15 protein-coding genes are annotated in these 17,006 nt (G+C 35.0%); 6 read left to right on the top strand and 9 right to left on the bottom strand.

What is annotated here, in order from left to right; all coding sequences use genetic code 11:
- Nucleotides 1-83: 83 nt before the first annotated feature.
- Nucleotides 84-1,433, bottom strand: coding sequence for a serine hydrolase domain-containing protein (locus tag OGZ34_RS05525; RefSeq protein ID WP_263362383.1), 1,350 nt, complete (start codon nucleotides 1,431-1,433; stop codon nucleotides 84-86).
- Nucleotides 1,434-1,652: 219 nt separating this feature from the next.
- Here OGZ34_RS05525 and OGZ34_RS05520 point away from each other — a divergent pair, with 219 nt between their 5' ends.
- The 6 genes from OGZ34_RS05520 (at nucleotide 1,653) to OGZ34_RS05495 (ending at nucleotide 5,771) form a co-directional block, all read left to right on the top strand.
- On the top strand, nucleotides 1,653-2,864 hold the full coding sequence (locus OGZ34_RS05520; RefSeq protein WP_173965382.1) for an aminotransferase class V-fold PLP-dependent enzyme: 1,212 nt from the start codon (nucleotides 1,653-1,655) through the stop codon (nucleotides 2,862-2,864).
- Nucleotides 2,865-2,943: 79 nt separating this feature from the next.
- On the top strand, nucleotides 2,944-3,297 hold the full coding sequence (locus OGZ34_RS05515) for a hypothetical protein (RefSeq protein WP_263362382.1): 354 nt from the start codon (nucleotides 2,944-2,946) through the stop codon (nucleotides 3,295-3,297).
- Between the two features lie 2 nt (nucleotides 3,298-3,299).
- A complete protein-coding gene (locus OGZ34_RS05510) occupies nucleotides 3,300-3,725 on the top strand; it encodes a SufE family protein (RefSeq protein ID WP_173965384.1) in 426 nt (141 codons plus the stop codon).
- A 108-nt stretch (nucleotides 3,726-3,833) separates the two neighbouring features.
- The gene (locus OGZ34_RS05505; RefSeq protein ID WP_017494560.1) at nucleotides 3,834-4,157 is read left to right on the top strand and encodes an SUF system Fe-S cluster assembly protein; all 324 of its coding nucleotides are present in this window, start codon (nucleotides 3,834-3,836) and stop codon (nucleotides 4,155-4,157) included.
- Between the two features lie 73 nt (nucleotides 4,158-4,230).
- Nucleotides 4,231-4,740: a DUF2480 family protein gene (locus OGZ34_RS05500; RefSeq protein ID WP_263362381.1), complete on the top strand. Its 510-nt coding sequence runs from the start codon at nucleotides 4,231-4,233 to the stop codon at nucleotides 4,738-4,740.
- 80 nt (nucleotides 4,741-4,820) lie between these two features.
- Nucleotides 4,821-5,771 (top strand): DUF3078 domain-containing protein, encoded by a 951-nt coding sequence (locus OGZ34_RS05495; RefSeq protein ID WP_173965386.1) that lies wholly within the window; start codon nucleotides 4,821-4,823, stop codon nucleotides 5,769-5,771.
- A 45-nt stretch (nucleotides 5,772-5,816) separates the two neighbouring features.
- Here the strand turns inward: OGZ34_RS05495 and hflX are convergent, their stop codons facing one another.
- The 8 genes from hflX to OGZ34_RS05455 form a co-directional block, all read right to left on the bottom strand.
- A complete protein-coding gene (gene hflX / locus OGZ34_RS05490; protein WP_173965387.1) occupies nucleotides 5,817-7,046 on the bottom strand; it encodes a GTPase HflX in 1,230 nt (409 codons plus the stop codon).
- Nucleotides 7,047-7,213: 167 nt separating this feature from the next.
- A complete protein-coding gene (locus OGZ34_RS05485; protein ID WP_263362380.1) occupies nucleotides 7,214-8,083 on the bottom strand; it encodes a hypothetical protein in 870 nt (289 codons plus the stop codon).
- A gap of 138 nt (nucleotides 8,084-8,221) precedes the next feature.
- On the bottom strand, nucleotides 8,222-9,571 hold the full coding sequence (locus tag OGZ34_RS05480; protein WP_263362379.1) for a DUF5689 domain-containing protein: 1,350 nt from the start codon (nucleotides 9,569-9,571) through the stop codon (nucleotides 8,222-8,224).
- Between the two features lie 21 nt (nucleotides 9,572-9,592).
- Nucleotides 9,593-12,430, bottom strand: a complete 2,838-nt coding sequence (locus OGZ34_RS05475; RefSeq protein ID WP_263362378.1) for a carboxypeptidase-like regulatory domain-containing protein — start codon at nucleotides 12,428-12,430, stop codon at nucleotides 9,593-9,595.
- A gap of 264 nt (nucleotides 12,431-12,694) precedes the next feature.
- Entirely contained in the window at nucleotides 12,695-13,912 is a 1,218-nt protein-coding gene (locus tag OGZ34_RS05470) for an MFS transporter (protein WP_246253189.1), read from the bottom strand.
- Between the two features lie 274 nt (nucleotides 13,913-14,186).
- Nucleotides 14,187-15,227 carry a Gfo/Idh/MocA family oxidoreductase gene (locus OGZ34_RS05465; RefSeq protein ID WP_263362377.1) on the bottom strand — a complete coding sequence of 347 codons (1,041 nt, stop codon included), beginning with the start codon at nucleotides 15,225-15,227 and terminating at the stop codon, nucleotides 14,187-14,189.
- A gap of 78 nt (nucleotides 15,228-15,305) precedes the next feature.
- Nucleotides 15,306-16,376, bottom strand: coding sequence for an NADH:flavin oxidoreductase/NADH oxidase (locus OGZ34_RS05460; RefSeq protein ID WP_263362376.1), 1,071 nt, complete (start codon nucleotides 16,374-16,376; stop codon nucleotides 15,306-15,308).
- A 345-nt stretch (nucleotides 16,377-16,721) separates the two neighbouring features.
- Complete coding sequence (locus OGZ34_RS05455; RefSeq protein ID WP_263362375.1) at nucleotides 16,722-16,868, bottom strand: hypothetical protein; 147 nt, start codon at nucleotides 16,866-16,868, stop codon at nucleotides 16,722-16,724.
- Between the last annotated feature and the right edge of the window lie 138 nt (nucleotides 16,869-17,006).

The raw sequence follows: 17,006 nt of genomic DNA, 5'->3' as shown, positions 1-17,006 counted from the left end.
CTAACATTTAAGCAAAGTTCGCAAAGTTTTATTTTAAGCTTTGCGAACTTTGCGCTTTTTACTGGGCGTCTTTGCAGTTAAATTTATTTTTTTACTGAAGAAATAACCTCCTTCAGAAATTCATTAAAATCAAAATAATAACCTCCTTCATTCACTCCCATCCTAACAATTACCATATCCAGAGACGGAATAATCGCTACCATTTGTCCCTGATAACCATTACAATAAAACATATCACGAGGCGCATCGGGAAACTTCCCTCCGGCATTTAACCAAAACTGAGCTCCATAACCTCCATTTGAAGTATTCGTTGGAGTTGCGGTATACTTTACCCAGTTTTCCTCTAAGACCTGCTCTCCGTTCCAGTTTCCTTTATGCAAATACAACAATCCAAATTTTGACCAATCTCTCGCTGTCGCCCAGGCATAAGAAGATCCCACAAAAATTCCCGACATATCCTGTTCCACAATCATCGAGTTCATTCCGATTTTATCGATTACGGCACTATACCAAAAATCAAGATATTCCTGCTGCGTTTTAAACTGACTTCTTAAAATTCGCGATAATAAGTTAGTAGTTCCGGAAGAGTAATACCAATGCGAATTAGGTTTATACTTAGCCGGTTTATCCATTTGTACCTTCCCCATATCCTCAGCCTGAAAAAGCATTTCAGTTGCATCACAAATTTTAGTATAATCCTCCTCCCATTCCAGACCTGAATTCATATGAAGCAAATCATTAATCGTAATAATTTTACGATCGTCATTTTGCCATTCTGCAATTGGAGCAGGTTTATAGATATCTATTTTTCGCTGTTTGGCCAAAACTCCAAAAGCCGAACTTACAATACTTTTAGTCATTGACCAACCCAGAATTTTACTGTCTTTACTAAAACCAGTATCATATTTTTCGCCAATCAATTTGTCTTTATACAAAACTACAACTGCTCGTGTACGTTTTGCTTTTCCACCTTTTTTATCGAAAGAATCATCAATGGCTTTTTTCAATTTTGAATAATTAATATTCGCAAAAGCGGAATCTTTTGGTTCGTTATTCCCATAAGGAAAAGGAAGACTATTGACTAATTTAGTTCTCTTTGGAAGCAGATAAGGCTTCGAAACATCAAAATCATCATTTATCAAAATTGCGCCCAATCCCTCTCTGTAAATCGCCTTTCTTTCTTTTAGACCATAAACCGTAGAAGTAGCAAATTTTCCTGCGTCATTAATAGTGTTCGTGGCTAAAGTAATCATGTTAATATCATTATCGGTTTTTTCGATTAATTCCTTCGAACGATGATCAATAAAATGACCTGATGCTACACTTTTGGCCGAAAAGCCTGAAATCAAATCAAGTTTGGAATAAGTAGTAAAACCAAAATACAAAAACGCAAGAACTAAAACAAAGACAAGTAATTTTAGAATTTTTTTCATATAGCTAAAGATAATTTTAATGCAATATAAATAATTTACAATCAAGATTACACAACTTATTTTAGAAATAAAATTCATAAAACTAAAAAAAACGAACGAATTTTAAAGAATCAATATATAAACCCTCAATTGATGGTACCATAAAAGGAAATTATAGTTTTAATGGATAAACCAATTTTGTTTTAGTACTTTTGTAGGTAGAATTTTTCTAAATAAGACATGTTAGACATCCAAAAAATAAGAGCTGATTTTCCGATACTTTCAGAAAAAGTAAACGGAAAACCTTTAGTATATTTCGACAACGGCGCGACCTCACAAAAACCACAAATTGTGATTGATGCGATCGCAAAGTATTATCAGGAGATCAACGCCAACATTCATCGTGGTGTTCATACTTTAAGTCAATTGGCAACTGATGCTTACGAAATTTCAAGAGTCAAAATCCAACATCATATCAATGCGAAATTTTCGCATGAAGTACTTTTTACTTCAGGAACTACTCACGGAATCAACTTAGTAACCAACGGTTTTGCTTCAATTTTAAAACCAGGAGACGAAGTAATTGTTTCTTCATTAGAACATCACAGTAACATCGTGCCCTGGCAAATGTTATGTGAGAAAACGGGAGCAACACTTAAAGTTATTCCGATGAATGAGGAGGGTGAGCTTATAATGGAAGCCTACGATGCCTTATTGTCTGAAAAGACTAAAGTGGTAACGGTGAATCACATTTCGAACGCATTAGGAATTATTAATCCGATCAAGTATATGATCGAAAAAGCTCATGCTGTTGGTGCGGCTGTTTTGATCGATGGTGCACAGGCTGTTCCTCATTTAAAACCTGACGTTCAAGATTTAGATTGTGATTTTTATGCTTTTTCAGGACATAAGATGTGCGGACCAACCGGAACCGGAATTCTTTATGGAAAAGAAGAATGGTTAAACAAATTACCTCCTTACCAGGGTGGTGGCGAAATGATCAAAGAAGTTACTTTCGAGAAAACGACTTATGCTGATTTGCCTCATAAATTTGAAGCAGGAACTCCTAATATTGCTGGCGGAATTGTTTTAGGAACTGCCGTTGATTATTTGAACCACATTGGTTTTCACAATATTCATCAGCACGAAACACATTTATTAGAGCACGCAACAAAACGTTTATTAGAAATTGAAGGTCTGAAAATTTACGGAACCGGAAATAAAGCCTCTGTAGTTTCGTTTAATATTGATGGCATTCATCCGTACGATATTGGTTCAATTATCGATAAACTGGGAATCGCCGTTAGAACCGGACACCATTGTGCCCAACCAATTATGAACTTTTTCTGCATTCCGGGAACTATTCGCGCCTCTTTTTCTTTTTACAACACCAAAGAAGAAATTGACATAATGGTTGAGGCCATTAAAAAGGCAAAAACGATGTTAAGCTAAAAAAATTATGAGAATATTATCTTTGTTGCTCTTAACGTTTTTTATAGGAACAAGCTGTTCCAGCCAAAAAAAAGCTGATATGAAAGGTACTGAAATTGAATATTCTGCCGTTTCCCGAGGTATTTACAAAGTGATCGTGGTACAGAATAAAATGGTTTCGATTACCAATGGCCGCAATGTTCAGCCCGTTGAAAGCAAAATAGATGATTTAAAATGGAAACAGATTGTAGCTCAATTTTCGAAAATTAATCTCAAAACTATTCCCGACTTAAAAGGCCCAACACAAAAACGCTTTCATGATGGAGCTGCTCTGGGAAATTTAAAAGTCACTCAGAATCAGAAAATATATGAAACTCAGGGTTTCGACGATGGATACCCTCCAAAAGAGATAGAAAATTTGGTAAATTTGCTACTGGATTTTACGAAAAAATAATTATGACGATAAAAGAAATACAAAACGAAATAATCGACGAATTTTCGATGTTTGATGACTGGATGCAACGTTACGAGTACATCATCGAATTAGGAAAAAGTCTTCCGTTAATCAAAGAAGAATATAAAACCGACGACAATTTAATCAAAGGATGTCAGTCTAAAGTTTGGCTGCAAGGAGAACAGAAAGAAGATAATATTGTCTTTACTGCCGATAGTGATGCCATTTTGACTAAAGGAATTATCGCGATTTTAATTCGTACATTCTCCAATCAAAAAGCATCCGATATTTTAAGCGCCGATGTTGATTTTATTGACGAAATTGGTCTAAAAGAACATTTATCTGCAACACGTGCGAATGGCTTGGTATCGATGATTAAAAACATCAAAATGTACGCATTGGCTTTTGACGCAAAAAATAAAAATTAAAAAAAATTACCCCTTAAGCCATTAAGTTTCATAAAGCGTCAGCCTTAATTTCTCTTAATATCTTAATGGTAAAAAATAAAAACACTTAGTGTTCAAAAAACAAAAACAATGGAACAAGAAATAGACACAAACGAATTAGGAGAATCAATCGTAAAAGTTTTAAAAGGCATTTATGATCCGGAAATTCCTGTAGACATATATGAGTTAGGATTAATTTACGATGTAATGGTCAATACTGATTACGAAGTAAAAATCTTAATGACCCTAACTTCTCCAAACTGTCCTGTTGCAGAAAGCTTACCAAGAGAAGTGGAAGAAAAAGTAAAAACAATTGAAAACATAAAGGATGTTGATGTTGAAATTACTTTCGATCCGCCATGGAGTAAAGATTTAATGAGCGAAGAAGCAAAATTAGAATTAGGAATGCTTTAAAAAGGCATACAGTTTACAGTCACAGTCACAGTTAAGTCCTGTGACTGTGACTGTAATTGATAACTAAATAAAAATGGAAGAAATCATCAATAAAGTTGCCAATAGTGCTTTGGAGGTATTTGATCTTGAAGATTATTACCCAAAAGGAGCGCGGGTGCAAATCGATATATCACAATGGCTTTTAGAAGGTTTTTTATTAAAAGAAAAAGATTTTAGAGAGCATTTAAAAAATCACGATTGGTCGCAATACCAGGATCAATATGTGGCTATAAACTGTAGCACAGATGCAATTGTTCCGGCATGGTCTTCTATTCTTGTTGCTATACAATTGGCTCCTTTTGCCAAAAAAGTAGTCAATGGAACTCTAGAGGATCTGGAAGCAAGTTTATACGAAGAGATACTGAGCAAGCTTGATTACTCTGCTTACAAAAACAAACCTGTCATTGTAAAAGGATGTTCCCGAAAACCTGTTCCAACCCGTGCTTACATTTTGGCTGCAACTTATTTACAGCCTTTTGCAAGAAGTATTATGTATGGCGAGGCTTGTTCGGCGGTGCCATTATACAAAGAATCAAAGAAATAACATTCCTTACCGCTACATCCCATAAGTCTTTTTTAACGATTATTTAGTATATTTGTTCTTACACATTTAAACCAGATATCATGAAAAAGCTAGCGTTATTACTCCTTATTTTAGCGAACTTAACTTTTGTTCAAGCCCAAAATTCTGAAAAAGAACTTATTCAAAATACTGAAAAAGCGGTTAAAAAAATAAATGACACAATAGAAGATGAAGGATGGAAAGCTAAAGGAACTGTCTCTCTTTTACTAAATCAATCAAGCTTTAACAATTGGATTGCAGGAGGTGAAGACAGCTTTTCCGGAACATTAGGTATCAACTATGATTTCAATTACAAAAAAGAAGATCTTACCTGGGACAATAAAATCCTGGCTTCTTACGGTATTTTACAAACTAAGAATACAGATTTTGGAAAAAAGACAGATGACCGTCTTGAATTCAATTCAATTGTAGGTAAAAGAGCTTTTGGAGAATGGTATTATTCTTATTTCCTGAATTTTAGAACCCAGTTTACTACTGGTTACGTTTATGGGAAAGATGCAAACGGAAAGGAAATTAGAACCGAAAACACCAAATTCATGTCTCCTGGTTATCTGACTACCGGCCCTGGTATTTATTGGTCAAAAGATGAAAATCTTAAAGTAAACTTTGCCCCTTTAACTTCAAAATTCACTTTTGTAGACAACGCTTACACTTCAGGAATTGATCAGACAACCGGTTTACCCTATGTCGATGGCGCCTATTTTGGTGTAGATGCGAATAAAAGTATGCGTTACGAATTAGGTTTCTATGCTTCAGTTTATTATAAACTGGCCATCATGACTAATGTAACTGCAGAAAATACTTTGAACCTGTACTCTAATTATTTAGAAGATCCTCAAAATGTAGACATCAATTACTCCTTGAACATCATCATGAAAGTAAACAAATTTTTATCTGCCAATTTATCCTTTCAGGCCATTTATGACGACAATGCTTTTAAAGGTTTTCAAACCAGAGAAGTTTTCGGCTTAGGGGTTAATTTTGGTTTCTAATAAAAAAACAAAAACGGCTTTTGAATTACTCAAAAGCCGTTTTTGTTATTCTTCTTCTTTTTCGATTGCATCTTTATAATCCGGATACAAAAACTTATTATATGGGAATCTCGTGATATGAATCTGACGAACTGCTTCGTAAACTATTTCTCTGAATTCCTCAAAATTCTCTTTTTGTGTTGCCGAGATAAACAAGGCATTATTTTCTCCAACATTACTCATCCAGGTTTGCTTCCATTCTTCAAGTGTGTAATGTCTTCTGGTTCTTTCGGTAATCAAATCATCTTCATCGATCGTTAAATGTTTGTAGGCATCAATTTTATTAAAAACCATGATCGTTGGTTTATCATTACTCTTGATCTCTAACAAAGTCTGATTTACTGATTCGATATGATCCTCAAAATCAGGATGGGAAATATCTACAACATGCAATAATAAATCGGCTTCACGAACCTCATCCAAAGTACTTTTGAAAGAGTCAACCAATTGTGTTGGCAATTTTCTAATAAAACCTACCGTATCCGACAATAAGAATGGTAAATTTTTAATAACTACTTTTCGAACGGTAGTATCTAAAGTTGCGAATAATTTATTTTCAACAAAAACATCACTTTTACCAATTGCATTCATGAGCGTCGATTTTCCAACATTGGTATATCCTACCAGTGCCACACGCACCATCGCACCGCGATTACTGCGCTGGATACTCATTTGTTTATCGATTGTTTTGATTTTGTCTTTTAACAACGAAATTCGGTCACGAACAATACGCCTGTCAGTTTCGATCTCGGTTTCTCCCGGACCACGCATACCAATACCACCTTTCTGACGCTCAAGGTGTGTCCACAACCCCGAAAGTCTTGGTAATAAATATTGACATTGCGCCAATTCAACTTGTGTCCTTGCATAAGAGGTCTCAGCTCTTTGGGCAAAAATATCAAGAATTAAATTCGTACGATCTAAGATTTTACAATCTATAATTCTGGAAATATTCTTTTGTTGTGATGGTGATAATTCATCATCAAAAATTAAAGTCGATATGTCGTTTTCTTTTACAAAAAGATTGATTTCATCTATTTTTCCTGTCCCTACAAAAGTTTTAGGATTTGGACGTTCCACTTTTTGCGAAAAGCGCTTAATCACTTCACCTCCTGCTGTAAAAGTCAAAAACTCTAATTCGTCCAGATATTCGTTAAGTTTTTCTTCACTCTGATTTTGAGTTATAATACCTACAATGGCGGTTCTCTCAAAATTTATAACTTCTTTTTCTAACATAGCTTTGAATAAGGTGCAAATTTAATGATTTGTAAGGTACTAACGCTTATAGAATTTCTTTTTTAAGTTCTATTTGGGAAATTACCCTATCTTTAAAAAACTCCAAATCCCAAACTTCAATAAACAATTGGAATTTGGGATTTGGAATTTCAGTTTTAAAATTTACGTTACTCGTAAATAAAAGTCTTCTCTGTTTTTACAATTCCGTTTTCCTCCACCTGAGAACAAGAAATCGGGAAATTCAGTTTGTTGTATTTATATTTTCTGCTCACTCCAACCAAAACAGTAGAAGAAGGGCTAAAAACAATTTCATTATTAGGAGAGATTGATTCAAAACTAAATTCTTCTTCATGATAGGAGATCATTGGTACAATTACTTTATAATTGTTTCCAAACAAATTTTTAACAATCAGAAGATCAACAGAATTTTTATCATCAAAAATATAGTTTTTTGAAATTTTATCTCCTACCAGACCTTTATGCGTTATAACATTATCATTGAAATAAACATATTCGATTTTACCAATAATAGCTTTATTTCTGTCACGTGAAGTGCGTCTCACGATGATGCCGTTTTCAACAATATATTCAATATCATCAACTAAATTCTGATGATTAGTACTCTTTTTTGTAGTTACTTTTACTCTCGCGCCTTCGTAGCCAAAAGTTACGACTTTGGTAATGTAATCATTCCCTTCCTGGTATTTTTTTACAAACTTTGTAATGTTATTGTCTGCGCCATAGGTGTAATTCACAACTTCTTTCCAATCGCTGCCAACCTTATCTTTTACTGTCATATCCAATAATCCTTTGGTGTTGTAAAAAAAATGCTGAATAACATCTGAAGTAGTAATAGTTTGTATTTTTCCGTCTTTAAAAGCAATTGTTTTGTTTACAATCTCACCATCTTTAGAGTTTTGGTAATTTGTTTTTACAATATTGATTTGTTTCAGTCTGACAGGTGCAGTATCCTGATTCTGACTGTGCACTAAGCATGGAAAAACCATCATTATGATGGCAATAAAGTAGGTTTTCATAGTGGTATTTGTATTGATTTGGGGTGACCAAAATACAAAATTCTACTAAATTTTAACAGTTTAAATCTGAAAAACACTACACTATTAAATTATCCACTAAAAATCAACCTCTTAACGACATCAATAAACAAAAGGCATTTACTTTTCGGCAAAAATCCTGACGTCGTCAACCATAAAAGCTCCATTTAATGTTTTATCTTTACCGGAACCCGTATATTTAAATGCAATATGAATGTTTCCTGAAAATGCAGATAAATCAACTGCTCCGGAACTTATAAACGTTCGTGCAGGTGTTGACAAAGAAGGAAATTTTGCTGCTAATTTTGTCCACTTCGCTTTAGTTACATTCGAGCCGTCAAAATTAGTTGAAACGTAAACTTCCAGAATATTTAATGGTGAATCAATCTTTAAATCATGCTGTGCACTTCTGAAAGATAGAACTGAATTTTTGTACCCGCTCAAATTGATTTTTGGAGTAACCAACCAGGCGATGTTTACAGCAGCTGTTGTGCTTGTGGTATTAAATTCAGCATAACCATTTCCTGCATATAGCATACTTTTCCATAATTTTGAAGCTTTTTCTACAATATTGCTCCAACCGGGCAGAGTAAAATTTACGTTGTTTTTTACTGATTGGAAATCTTCTGCAAAAAACGGAACATTTCTTTTCCCTTTCATCTCCAGATCTTTTTCTGATCGGACCACTAGTTGATAATCTGATCCAAACTTTGTCAAAACACCCCTCACTTTACCACTGCCTTCCGGTACAAAATTAGCGGCAAAACCAGCGTAACTACTTGTTCTGAAAATAATCTGATTGCCGCTTTTATCCCTAAGATTCCAATTTGTCGAACCACCTATATTGTTCGATTCTTCAAAATATCGACGCCCAATCGCTTCCTCGGTAAACTGAACTTCTTTTAGCTCTATCAGGGTATTAAGTCTCTCATCGCTTAATGCCTCTTCAACTGAAATTACTTTTACCAATCGACTTTCATCAATTACGGTACATGAAGCATTCAGAACATTTTTATAATCAGTTTGAGAAACTCTGCCAATCGTTGGATCTCCCGAATTGCTCACATATAAACTCCCAATACGCAAACCACCGAAGTACAAATCTGTAAACTGATTTTTCAATTTAATATATACTTTACTTCCTACACGAAAATCAATATAAGTATTAGAAACATCAACAGGAACATTAAATCCTATTGCCGGTACTTTTTCTGTTGGTATAGTTTGCAGAAAAAGGGTCTTGAAAAAATTTCCTCCTTCATCACTTGATACCACATAGGCCTCCAGGACATCATCATACCCATATTGTTTCGGAACAGGCCCCGAAACAGCCTTAACCCTTTGAACCTTCTGATTTACAACTAAATTAGGCTGTGTACATTCCAATTTTGGAATTTCGATTTCATTATTACAACTATAAATAAGAACCAATAATAAGGCATAACCGAAAATTGAAAAACTATCTTTCATTTCAAATTAATTTTAAATTTTTTACAAACTCATTGTAAGGTTTACGAAATAAGTTCTTCCATATCCATAATAATATTTAGAACCAAATGATGGCGTTCCACTGGACACATCCTGATTAAGGGCTCTAAAATTAGCATTCCGAGCCTGTTCAAAACCACCCGTTTTGTAGCTAACATCCAGAACATTATTGATACTCCAAAAAAGCCCAATATATCTATGGGATATGCGCCAGGATTTCCCACCTGTAATGTTTAATAATGAAATTGGATCGAATTTTTCCTGTTTCAGTAAAGCTGCCGTCCGTTCTTCAGTTGCTTCCGGAAATGCAAGACCATTTACCGAATTTTTATAAAACCGATTTGTTCTTGCGATTGGCGAAACATCGATGTAACTCTCAGACAAATAATTAATATTTGCTCCCAGCCACCAATATTTAGGATCTCTGTATTCTAATCCAACCGAAAAAGCTTGTTGTGGCATACCCGGTTGTTTGTAGTTTTTAAGGTATGATTCTCCAAAATCAAAAGCAGATGGAGTGTTGTCTTTCCCTACATTAGCATCATTCGTTATTGTTACATTGGGATTACTGCTATAAATATAGTTTCCATATGCTGTAGCTAAGACGGTTTTTAATGTTGATGAGATTTGATATTCCATACTAAATTCCAGTCCGATATTTTTCTTATCCAAGTGTGTTAAAGTCTGACTCACAAAAGCATCAGTATTGTTATAACTTGCACCTTTATCGAAAATTCCTTCCGCATAGAAAAAAGAGGTTCGAGTCGTGTTTTTGATCAGCGAATAATAGACTGTTGAGCGAATCTTAAAGTTAGGGGAACGAAAAACATGGTTTCCTTCGACACTGCTGATGTTTTCATTTTCGATTCCGTCGACAACTGAGTTATTCAATCGGGAATTTGAAAACGTATTTCTTAGAGATGGCGCTCTGGTAAGATACATTCCGTTGAAAAACAACCATTGTTTTCCTGAAATTTTATATGTTAAACCACCTTTAAAACCAAAATTTTCAAACTTCACATCTTTACTTTTTCCAAGAGAAGAGGCTGGATAAATTCCGTTTTGATACAATCCTTCTCTCTGATAATTGGAAATTGAATAGGACTGACCTAAATAAAAATCTGTCTTTTTGTAATTGAATTTAAACTGAGTGAAAACATCAATTGTTGTTGCTAAAAAATTGTAATTGTAACCATAAGTATCTCCTTCTTTTACCTGACGATTGGGGTTTTGCAAATCTGACTGCGCTTGGTTTCCTTTATAAAATGCATCAATATCTTCGAAATATTGTCCTCCCAGCAAGTCTAAAAGATATTGAAAATGATGTGATTTTAAACTCCTAAAAGTAATTCCTCCATCAAAAGCACTGTTCTCTGTTATTTGTATGTTTAAATTTGAGTTTACGGCAAAGGTTTTATCGTCTGTTCGGTCTTCATATAAAACATAATGACTTTGAGCAGGCTCATATCCATTAATTATTCCATCCGAATTCAATATTGGTTTCTGGTTCGCACGATACAGCTGATTCCAATCGATCTGTCGGTTTTCAAGAAACTTTGTTTTTGCTCGTTCGGCATTTATATAATCGGGGGTGAAATCTCCTGAAAACTCCCCTTTGTCTTTTCCATAAATTGAGGTGTAATAACTCGGTAGCTTCTGATAATATACAGGGTCCGGACTGGCTGCATTTTGATAATCTATTGTACTGTTTCCTACCTGGCCAAATTGATACATTACACTCGAATTCAAATTTGTTTTTTCGTTTATTTTGTAATAATGATTTAGCATCAATAAGGGTTCTTCGACTCTTTTGACCCTCGCATTTCGTTTTTCTCCACTTTGAAATCCCCAATAAGAATTGTATTTTTCATTCGTTAGTTGAGTAACCTCGGCTGTATTTGCTGAATTTTTCCCTCTCGAATTTGGTGTATAAAATCCAGTAAAATTCAACGACTGTTTGTCATTCAGTTTTTTTTCAACACTCACGAAAAAAGACTCTGCCGCAAAATTTGTTCCTTCAAAATAACCTTCATTTGACCAACGCTTCCCTGCCGAAAGAACATAAGCCCAACCGGAAGCATTCATTCCTGAAGCATAAGTTGCGATGGTCCGCCAGTTGAAGGTTGTATTGCTCCCTGAAAACGAAAGCTGACTACTTTTCCTGTAGGTTGAAGCACGTGTAGTTATTTGTTGTGTCCCTAAAATCCCTCCGAAAGTATAATTTGAAGCGGCTGCACCAATTGAAAACTCCTGATTTCGCAGTACATTGTTCAGACCTCCCCAATTACTCCATTGTGGTCTTCCATCGTAAATTCTATTCATAACCATGCCATTAAGCATCATTGTTCCGTTTTCGCTGTCTAAACCCCGAATCCTAAATCGAGCCTGTCCCCAATTGAAGGCGGAAGTCTGCATAAAAACATCTCTTGAAGATTGTAAAAGACCTGAAGTCATTTCAGATGAACTATTATCCTCCGAAAGATCGCTGTCTAATAATGTGATTAACGCTGCCGGTGTCTCATCAGAAAAATTATCTTCTAACGATATCATGCCCAGATCTACCTTTTGACCTGGATTAGATTGTATCTTTAAAAGAAGATCTTTATAGCCCTGACTGTGTATCCATAATAACTGCTCTCTCTTTATCACAGCATGCAATTCAAATTTTCCCTTTACATTGGTTAATTGTGTTGCCGAAGAATTCTGTATGCTTACGACAACATTCACCAGAGGATTTTGAGTCTTTGCATCGACCACAGTTCCTGAAAAAGCAGTCTGTTCTTGTGCAAATAGAAGACCAATAGGCAATAAAACAAATAGTAAGACACATTTTTTTGTCATGAAAACCCCAATTTACTTTTAATAATTTAGTTTTTGAATTGAATTGGTTTTGGTAACAAAACATTCAATCACTTACATCAAAAGATAAAATTGGTTTTTGGAAGGGATTACAAAAATAACAAGTTAAAACCTACTATTTAGGTTCAAGCTTCAAATATAAACAAAAAACAATATGAAAATAATTTCCTGTTAAATAATTTAATTAAAAAAATGCTATGCTTACGGTAATTATTTCTACCCTTAAAAAATTTGTGTTTGTTTAAACTAAGAGGTTACTCTGATTTTAGAAACCATAAAGGCTATCAAAACTCCGAAAATTCCAATAAAGGCAAAGGAAAACTGGAGTCCGAAAGTTTCAGCAATATGTCCGATAACCGGTGGTCCCATTAAGAACCCCAAAAAACTTACACTCGAAACAATGGTTAAGGCTTCTCCTGGTGGAACTGTCGGATTTTTTCCTGCCATACTATAAACTGTAGGAACTATGGTCGCAACTCCTAGACCAACGGCCATAAAAGCAATAGTACAAGGTATAAGATAAGGAAGAAAAACGGCTGTAAAAAGTCCGGCTGAAATCATGACTCCGCTAATTTGCATCACACGTTCACGTCCGAATTTATTGATCAGTCCATCTCCTAAAAATCGTCCGCTTGCCATCATAATCATGAAAGAAGTGTATCCTAAAATTACTAATGGTCCCGGTGCTTTTACAACATCTTTAAAGTATACTCCGCTCCAGTCAAACATAACGCCTTCGCTTGCCATACTACAAAATCCAATTACGCCAAGCCAGATTAAAGCACTGTCCGGTTTTACAAACAATTTTTTCTTCTCCTCTTTGACTTTGATCTTTTCTTTGGCCTTGATTAAAAATTTAAAGTTAAAAGCGATCATCAATAATACAATTCCTGCCACTATCATAAAGTGATGAAGAGGGCTTAATTTTAAAGCCAGCATTCCCAGTCCTACTAAAGCTCCGGTAAATCCGGCAAAGCTCCACATCCCGTGAAAAGAGGACATTATTGTTTTTCTAAAAAGTACCTCAGTATAAACTCCTTGCGTGTTAACTGCAATATTAGCCAGGTTTCCAAACAATCCAAAAAGGAATAACCCCAATGACAATTGTAAGGCTGTTGTAGCCAAACCTAAATTGGCCAGACATAAAACATACATGATTAAAGAAAAGATTAAAATTCGATGACTCCCGAATTTTGTAACCATCTTACCCGAAAATGGCATAATAAGCAATTGCCCCATCGGTAAAGCAAAAAGAATAGATCCCAGATCTCCTTCGGTTAAATGTAATGCCGTTTTGATATCCGGAATCCTGCTTGCCCAGGTCGCGAAACTCAAACCCATTCCAAAATAAAACATCCCAACAGCAAAACGAATTCTGTTTAAATAAGAGATTTTAGCTTCTCTATAAACTTTCTTAATTTTTCCTTTGGTTTGGAATAGTGCTAGTGGATTGAAATTGATCAAAATGATGCGTTTAGGATTTAACACCATAAAAGTACTAAAAAGCTCCTTTGCAGAAGGCAAAACCTACCAGTTCCTGCTATTTACAACGTTGTATGTTTATAATTTTTTTTTCCAGGGGCAAAGGTTCAAAGAGGCAAAGGGACAAAGGTTTTCCTTAGGACACATTGCAATACTTAATACAGCTATACCAAATTATGCTGTTTTTTTGCCATAGACTTCAAGAATTAAAAGAATCTTGCAATCCTTTTAATTCTTGAAGCTGTAGGCAAATTTTCTATAAATTAATTACTTTTTGCTGTGTATGACTTGCAATTGCTGCTTCGATAATCTGCATTACTTTTACTCCGTCCTGCGCAGTAACTGGTTCTTTTTTATCCTTTACAATAGCATCATAAACTCCATCAAAAAAGGAAAAATAATTCCCCTGAAGCGTTGGGATTTTTTCCCTAATTTGTTTTCCGTCAATTTCGGTATGCAAAAGCCCTTGTAAAGTTTCTGATTCTGTTCCCCAGGATTCAAGATTTGGTTTTTTACCTAATTTTAAATCATCTTCCTGAACATCACCACGAGGCTTTAAAAAAGATCCTTTTTTGCCCTGAAGCACATAAGCGGGATTGGCTTCTCTCACAAAGAAACTGGCTTTTAAACGAACTCTGAAATTTTCATAAATCAGCAATAAATCAATCCAATCGTCAACCAACGTATTCGCTCTGGTAAAACGAATGTCTCCGAAAACCGATTTTGGAGAACCAAACAAACAAACGGCCTGATCAATTAAATGTGGCCCCAGATCTTTCAAAATTCCAGCCCCGTCATTTATCGTTTCTTTATGTGCTTTAGGGCTCAATAAAGGATTGTATCTGTCAAAATGAAATTCGGCTTCAACCAAATCTCCTAAAACACCATCGCTAATTACTTTTTGAACGGTTTTGAAATCACTATCCCATCTTCTGTTTTGAAAAACGGCTAATTTCAATCCTTTTTCCTTTGCAATCGTAGCTAATTCCTGAGCTTCAGCTACTGTCGTGGTAAAAGCTTTTTCGACTACTGCATGTTTTCCACTCAAAAGTACTTTTTTGGCATACTCATAATGCGTTCCAACCGGTGTGTTTACAATGACCAAATCGACATCATCTGCCAACAAATCTTCAATTGATGAATAACTTTTTACAGCCGGATAATCTTCCTGAATGAGTTTTTTACTTCTTTCCCAGGAACCTAATAATTCAAATCCTTCATGTATATTTAAAAATGGAGCGTGAAATACCTTCCCCGACATTCCGTATGATAGTAATGCTGTTCTAATCTTTTGCATTGGGTTTGTTTTAATTTGTTTACCACGAATCACCAATTAGAAGAAATTAAATTTGTGAATTTGCGGCGAATAAAAATATTAAAGTTTAGCTCTTTCGTATTGTTTGGGCCATTGAATTTCTTCGTTTAATTCTTTGGCAAAATCCAAAGGCAAATTCGGATTTCTAAGTGATTCTCTCGCAAACAAAATTACGTCGGCCTGACCACTACTTAAAATTTCTTCGGCTTGTCTCGCTTCTGTTATTAAACCAACAGCACCTGTTAAAATAGAAGCTTCTTTTTTGATCTTCGCTGCAAAAGGAACCTGATAGTTTGGTTTTAAAGGGATTTGTTGGTGCGAAACTAATCCCCCTGACGAAGTATCGATTAAATCAACTCCTTTTTCTTTTAAAATTATTGAAAGTTTCACTGATTCTTCCGGATTCCATCCTCCTTCAGCCCAATCGGTGGCAGAAATCCGAACCAATAAAGGTAAGTCGGACGGCCATTCTGATTGCACCGCGGCTACAATTTCTAAGGTAAAACGGATTCTATTTTCAAAAGTTCCTCCATACTCATCAGTTCTGACATTTGTTAAAGGTGATAAAAACTGGTGCAGCAAATATCCATGTGCTCCATGAATTTCCATAACCTGATAACCTGCTATAACGGCTCTTTTGGTCGCCGCTTTAAAATCTGAAACTACTTTTTGAATTCCATCTTTATCTAAAGCTTCAGGAAGAAAAGGTTCGTCATCATGATATGGTATAGCACTTGCCGAAACAGTATGCCATCCGCCCTTAGCGATATCCAGTTTTTTATTGCCTTCCCACGGTACCGAAACACTGGCCTTTCGTCCTGCATGCGCCAATTGAATTCCGGGAATAGCATTTTGCGACACAATAAATTTATTGATGATTTGAAGTTTCTCAATATGTTCTTCTTTCCACAAACCTAAATCTGAAGGAGAAATTCTCGCCTCAGGAGAAACTGCAGTGGCTTCCTGAATGATTAAACCCACTCCTCCACTGGCCCGGCTGCCCAAATGAACCAAATGCCATTCGTTTGCAAATCCGTCTACTGCCGAATATTGACACATGGGTGAAATAACGATTCTGTTTTTTAAAGTAATATTTTTTATTGTAAGCGGTGAAAACAATAATGAAGCCATAGGTGTAACTTTTTTTTAATGATTTTACACTACCAATTGGGTAAGTTAGTGTATCAAAAAGTAAAGTTAAAGCATCTATTCAAAAATAGAAATCTAAATGTTTATTAATTAACAAACATTTAAAGCAAATTTTCTTTGCTTCACACCTTATAGTATTCCTTTTTAATCGAGCAGACTGCTGTGATTCGCGGATTTATAGGCGACACCATAATATCCCTTATAGAAAATACTCTATACGAACATAAGAACTTTATAAACATAATACCAAATTCCACAGTAATCGCTATGATTTGTCTCCCCGCAATTTTACAGTATTTCAATAAGTATTTTTTCCCTTCAAACTCTTTAATTTTTTTTATTATTCTTATAATTTAAAACAACTATTATTGCAACTACTACCACTATAATAATTAATACTGTAAAAGTTAAAAAAACTTCGTTACTTACCTCTTGCGAAGCTAGCTTCCCATAATCAAAACCTTCTGATTCCATAATTTTAAAACGGTTCATTCATACTTTCTAACAAAATGAAGCAAATAATCTTCAAAATATTAGATAGAATCTTTATTATTTGCTTTTCTGTACCCTTCTTTTATTTTTTTCGAACATTCAAGTAAAGCTTCTCTAAAA

This window comes from Flavobacterium collinsii, from assembly GCF_946903285.1.
In the GTDB taxonomy this organism is placed as follows: Bacteria; Bacteroidota; Bacteroidia; order Flavobacteriales; family Flavobacteriaceae; genus Flavobacterium; species Flavobacterium collinsii.
This window is presented reverse-complemented; position numbering and strand designations above follow the sequence as displayed.

Excerpts from the sequence above, each read along its gene's own strand:
- OGZ34_RS05505 (WP_017494560.1), top strand. The coding sequence starts at position 3,834 with ATGGAACAAGAAATAGACACAAACGAATTAGGAGAATCAATCGTAAAA.
- OGZ34_RS05495 (WP_173965386.1), top strand. The coding sequence starts at position 4,821 with ATGAAAAAGCTAGCGTTATTACTCCTTATTTTAGCGAACTTAACTTTT.
- OGZ34_RS05480 (WP_263362379.1), bottom strand. The coding sequence starts at position 9,571 with ATGAAAGATAGTTTTTCAATTTTCGGTTATGCCTTATTATTGGTTCTT.
- OGZ34_RS05485 (WP_263362380.1), bottom strand. The coding sequence starts at position 8,083 with ATGAAAACCTACTTTATTGCCATCATAATGATGGTTTTTCCATGCTTA.
- hflX (WP_173965387.1), bottom strand. The coding sequence starts at position 7,046 with ATGTTAGAAAAAGAAGTTATAAATTTTGAGAGAACCGCCATTGTAGGT.
- OGZ34_RS05520 (WP_173965382.1), top strand. The coding sequence starts at position 1,653 with ATGTTAGACATCCAAAAAATAAGAGCTGATTTTCCGATACTTTCAGAA.
- OGZ34_RS05465 (WP_263362377.1), bottom strand. The coding sequence starts at position 15,227 with ATGCAAAAGATTAGAACAGCATTACTATCATACGGAATGTCGGGGAAG.
- OGZ34_RS05515 (WP_263362382.1), top strand. The coding sequence starts at position 2,944 with ATGAAAGGTACTGAAATTGAATATTCTGCCGTTTCCCGAGGTATTTAC.
- OGZ34_RS05475 (WP_263362378.1), bottom strand. The coding sequence starts at position 12,430 with ATGACAAAAAAATGTGTCTTACTATTTGTTTTATTGCCTATTGGTCTT.
- OGZ34_RS05525 (WP_263362383.1), bottom strand. The coding sequence starts at position 1,433 with ATGAAAAAAATTCTAAAATTACTTGTCTTTGTTTTAGTTCTTGCGTTT.
- OGZ34_RS05455 (WP_263362375.1), bottom strand. The coding sequence starts at position 16,868 with ATGGAATCAGAAGGTTTTGATTATGGGAAGCTAGCTTCGCAAGAGGTA.
- OGZ34_RS05460 (WP_263362376.1), bottom strand. The coding sequence starts at position 16,376 with ATGGCTTCATTATTGTTTTCACCGCTTACAATAAAAAATATTACTTTA.
- OGZ34_RS05500 (WP_263362381.1), top strand. The coding sequence starts at position 4,231 with ATGGAAGAAATCATCAATAAAGTTGCCAATAGTGCTTTGGAGGTATTT.
- OGZ34_RS05510 (WP_173965384.1), top strand. The coding sequence starts at position 3,300 with ATGACGATAAAAGAAATACAAAACGAAATAATCGACGAATTTTCGATG.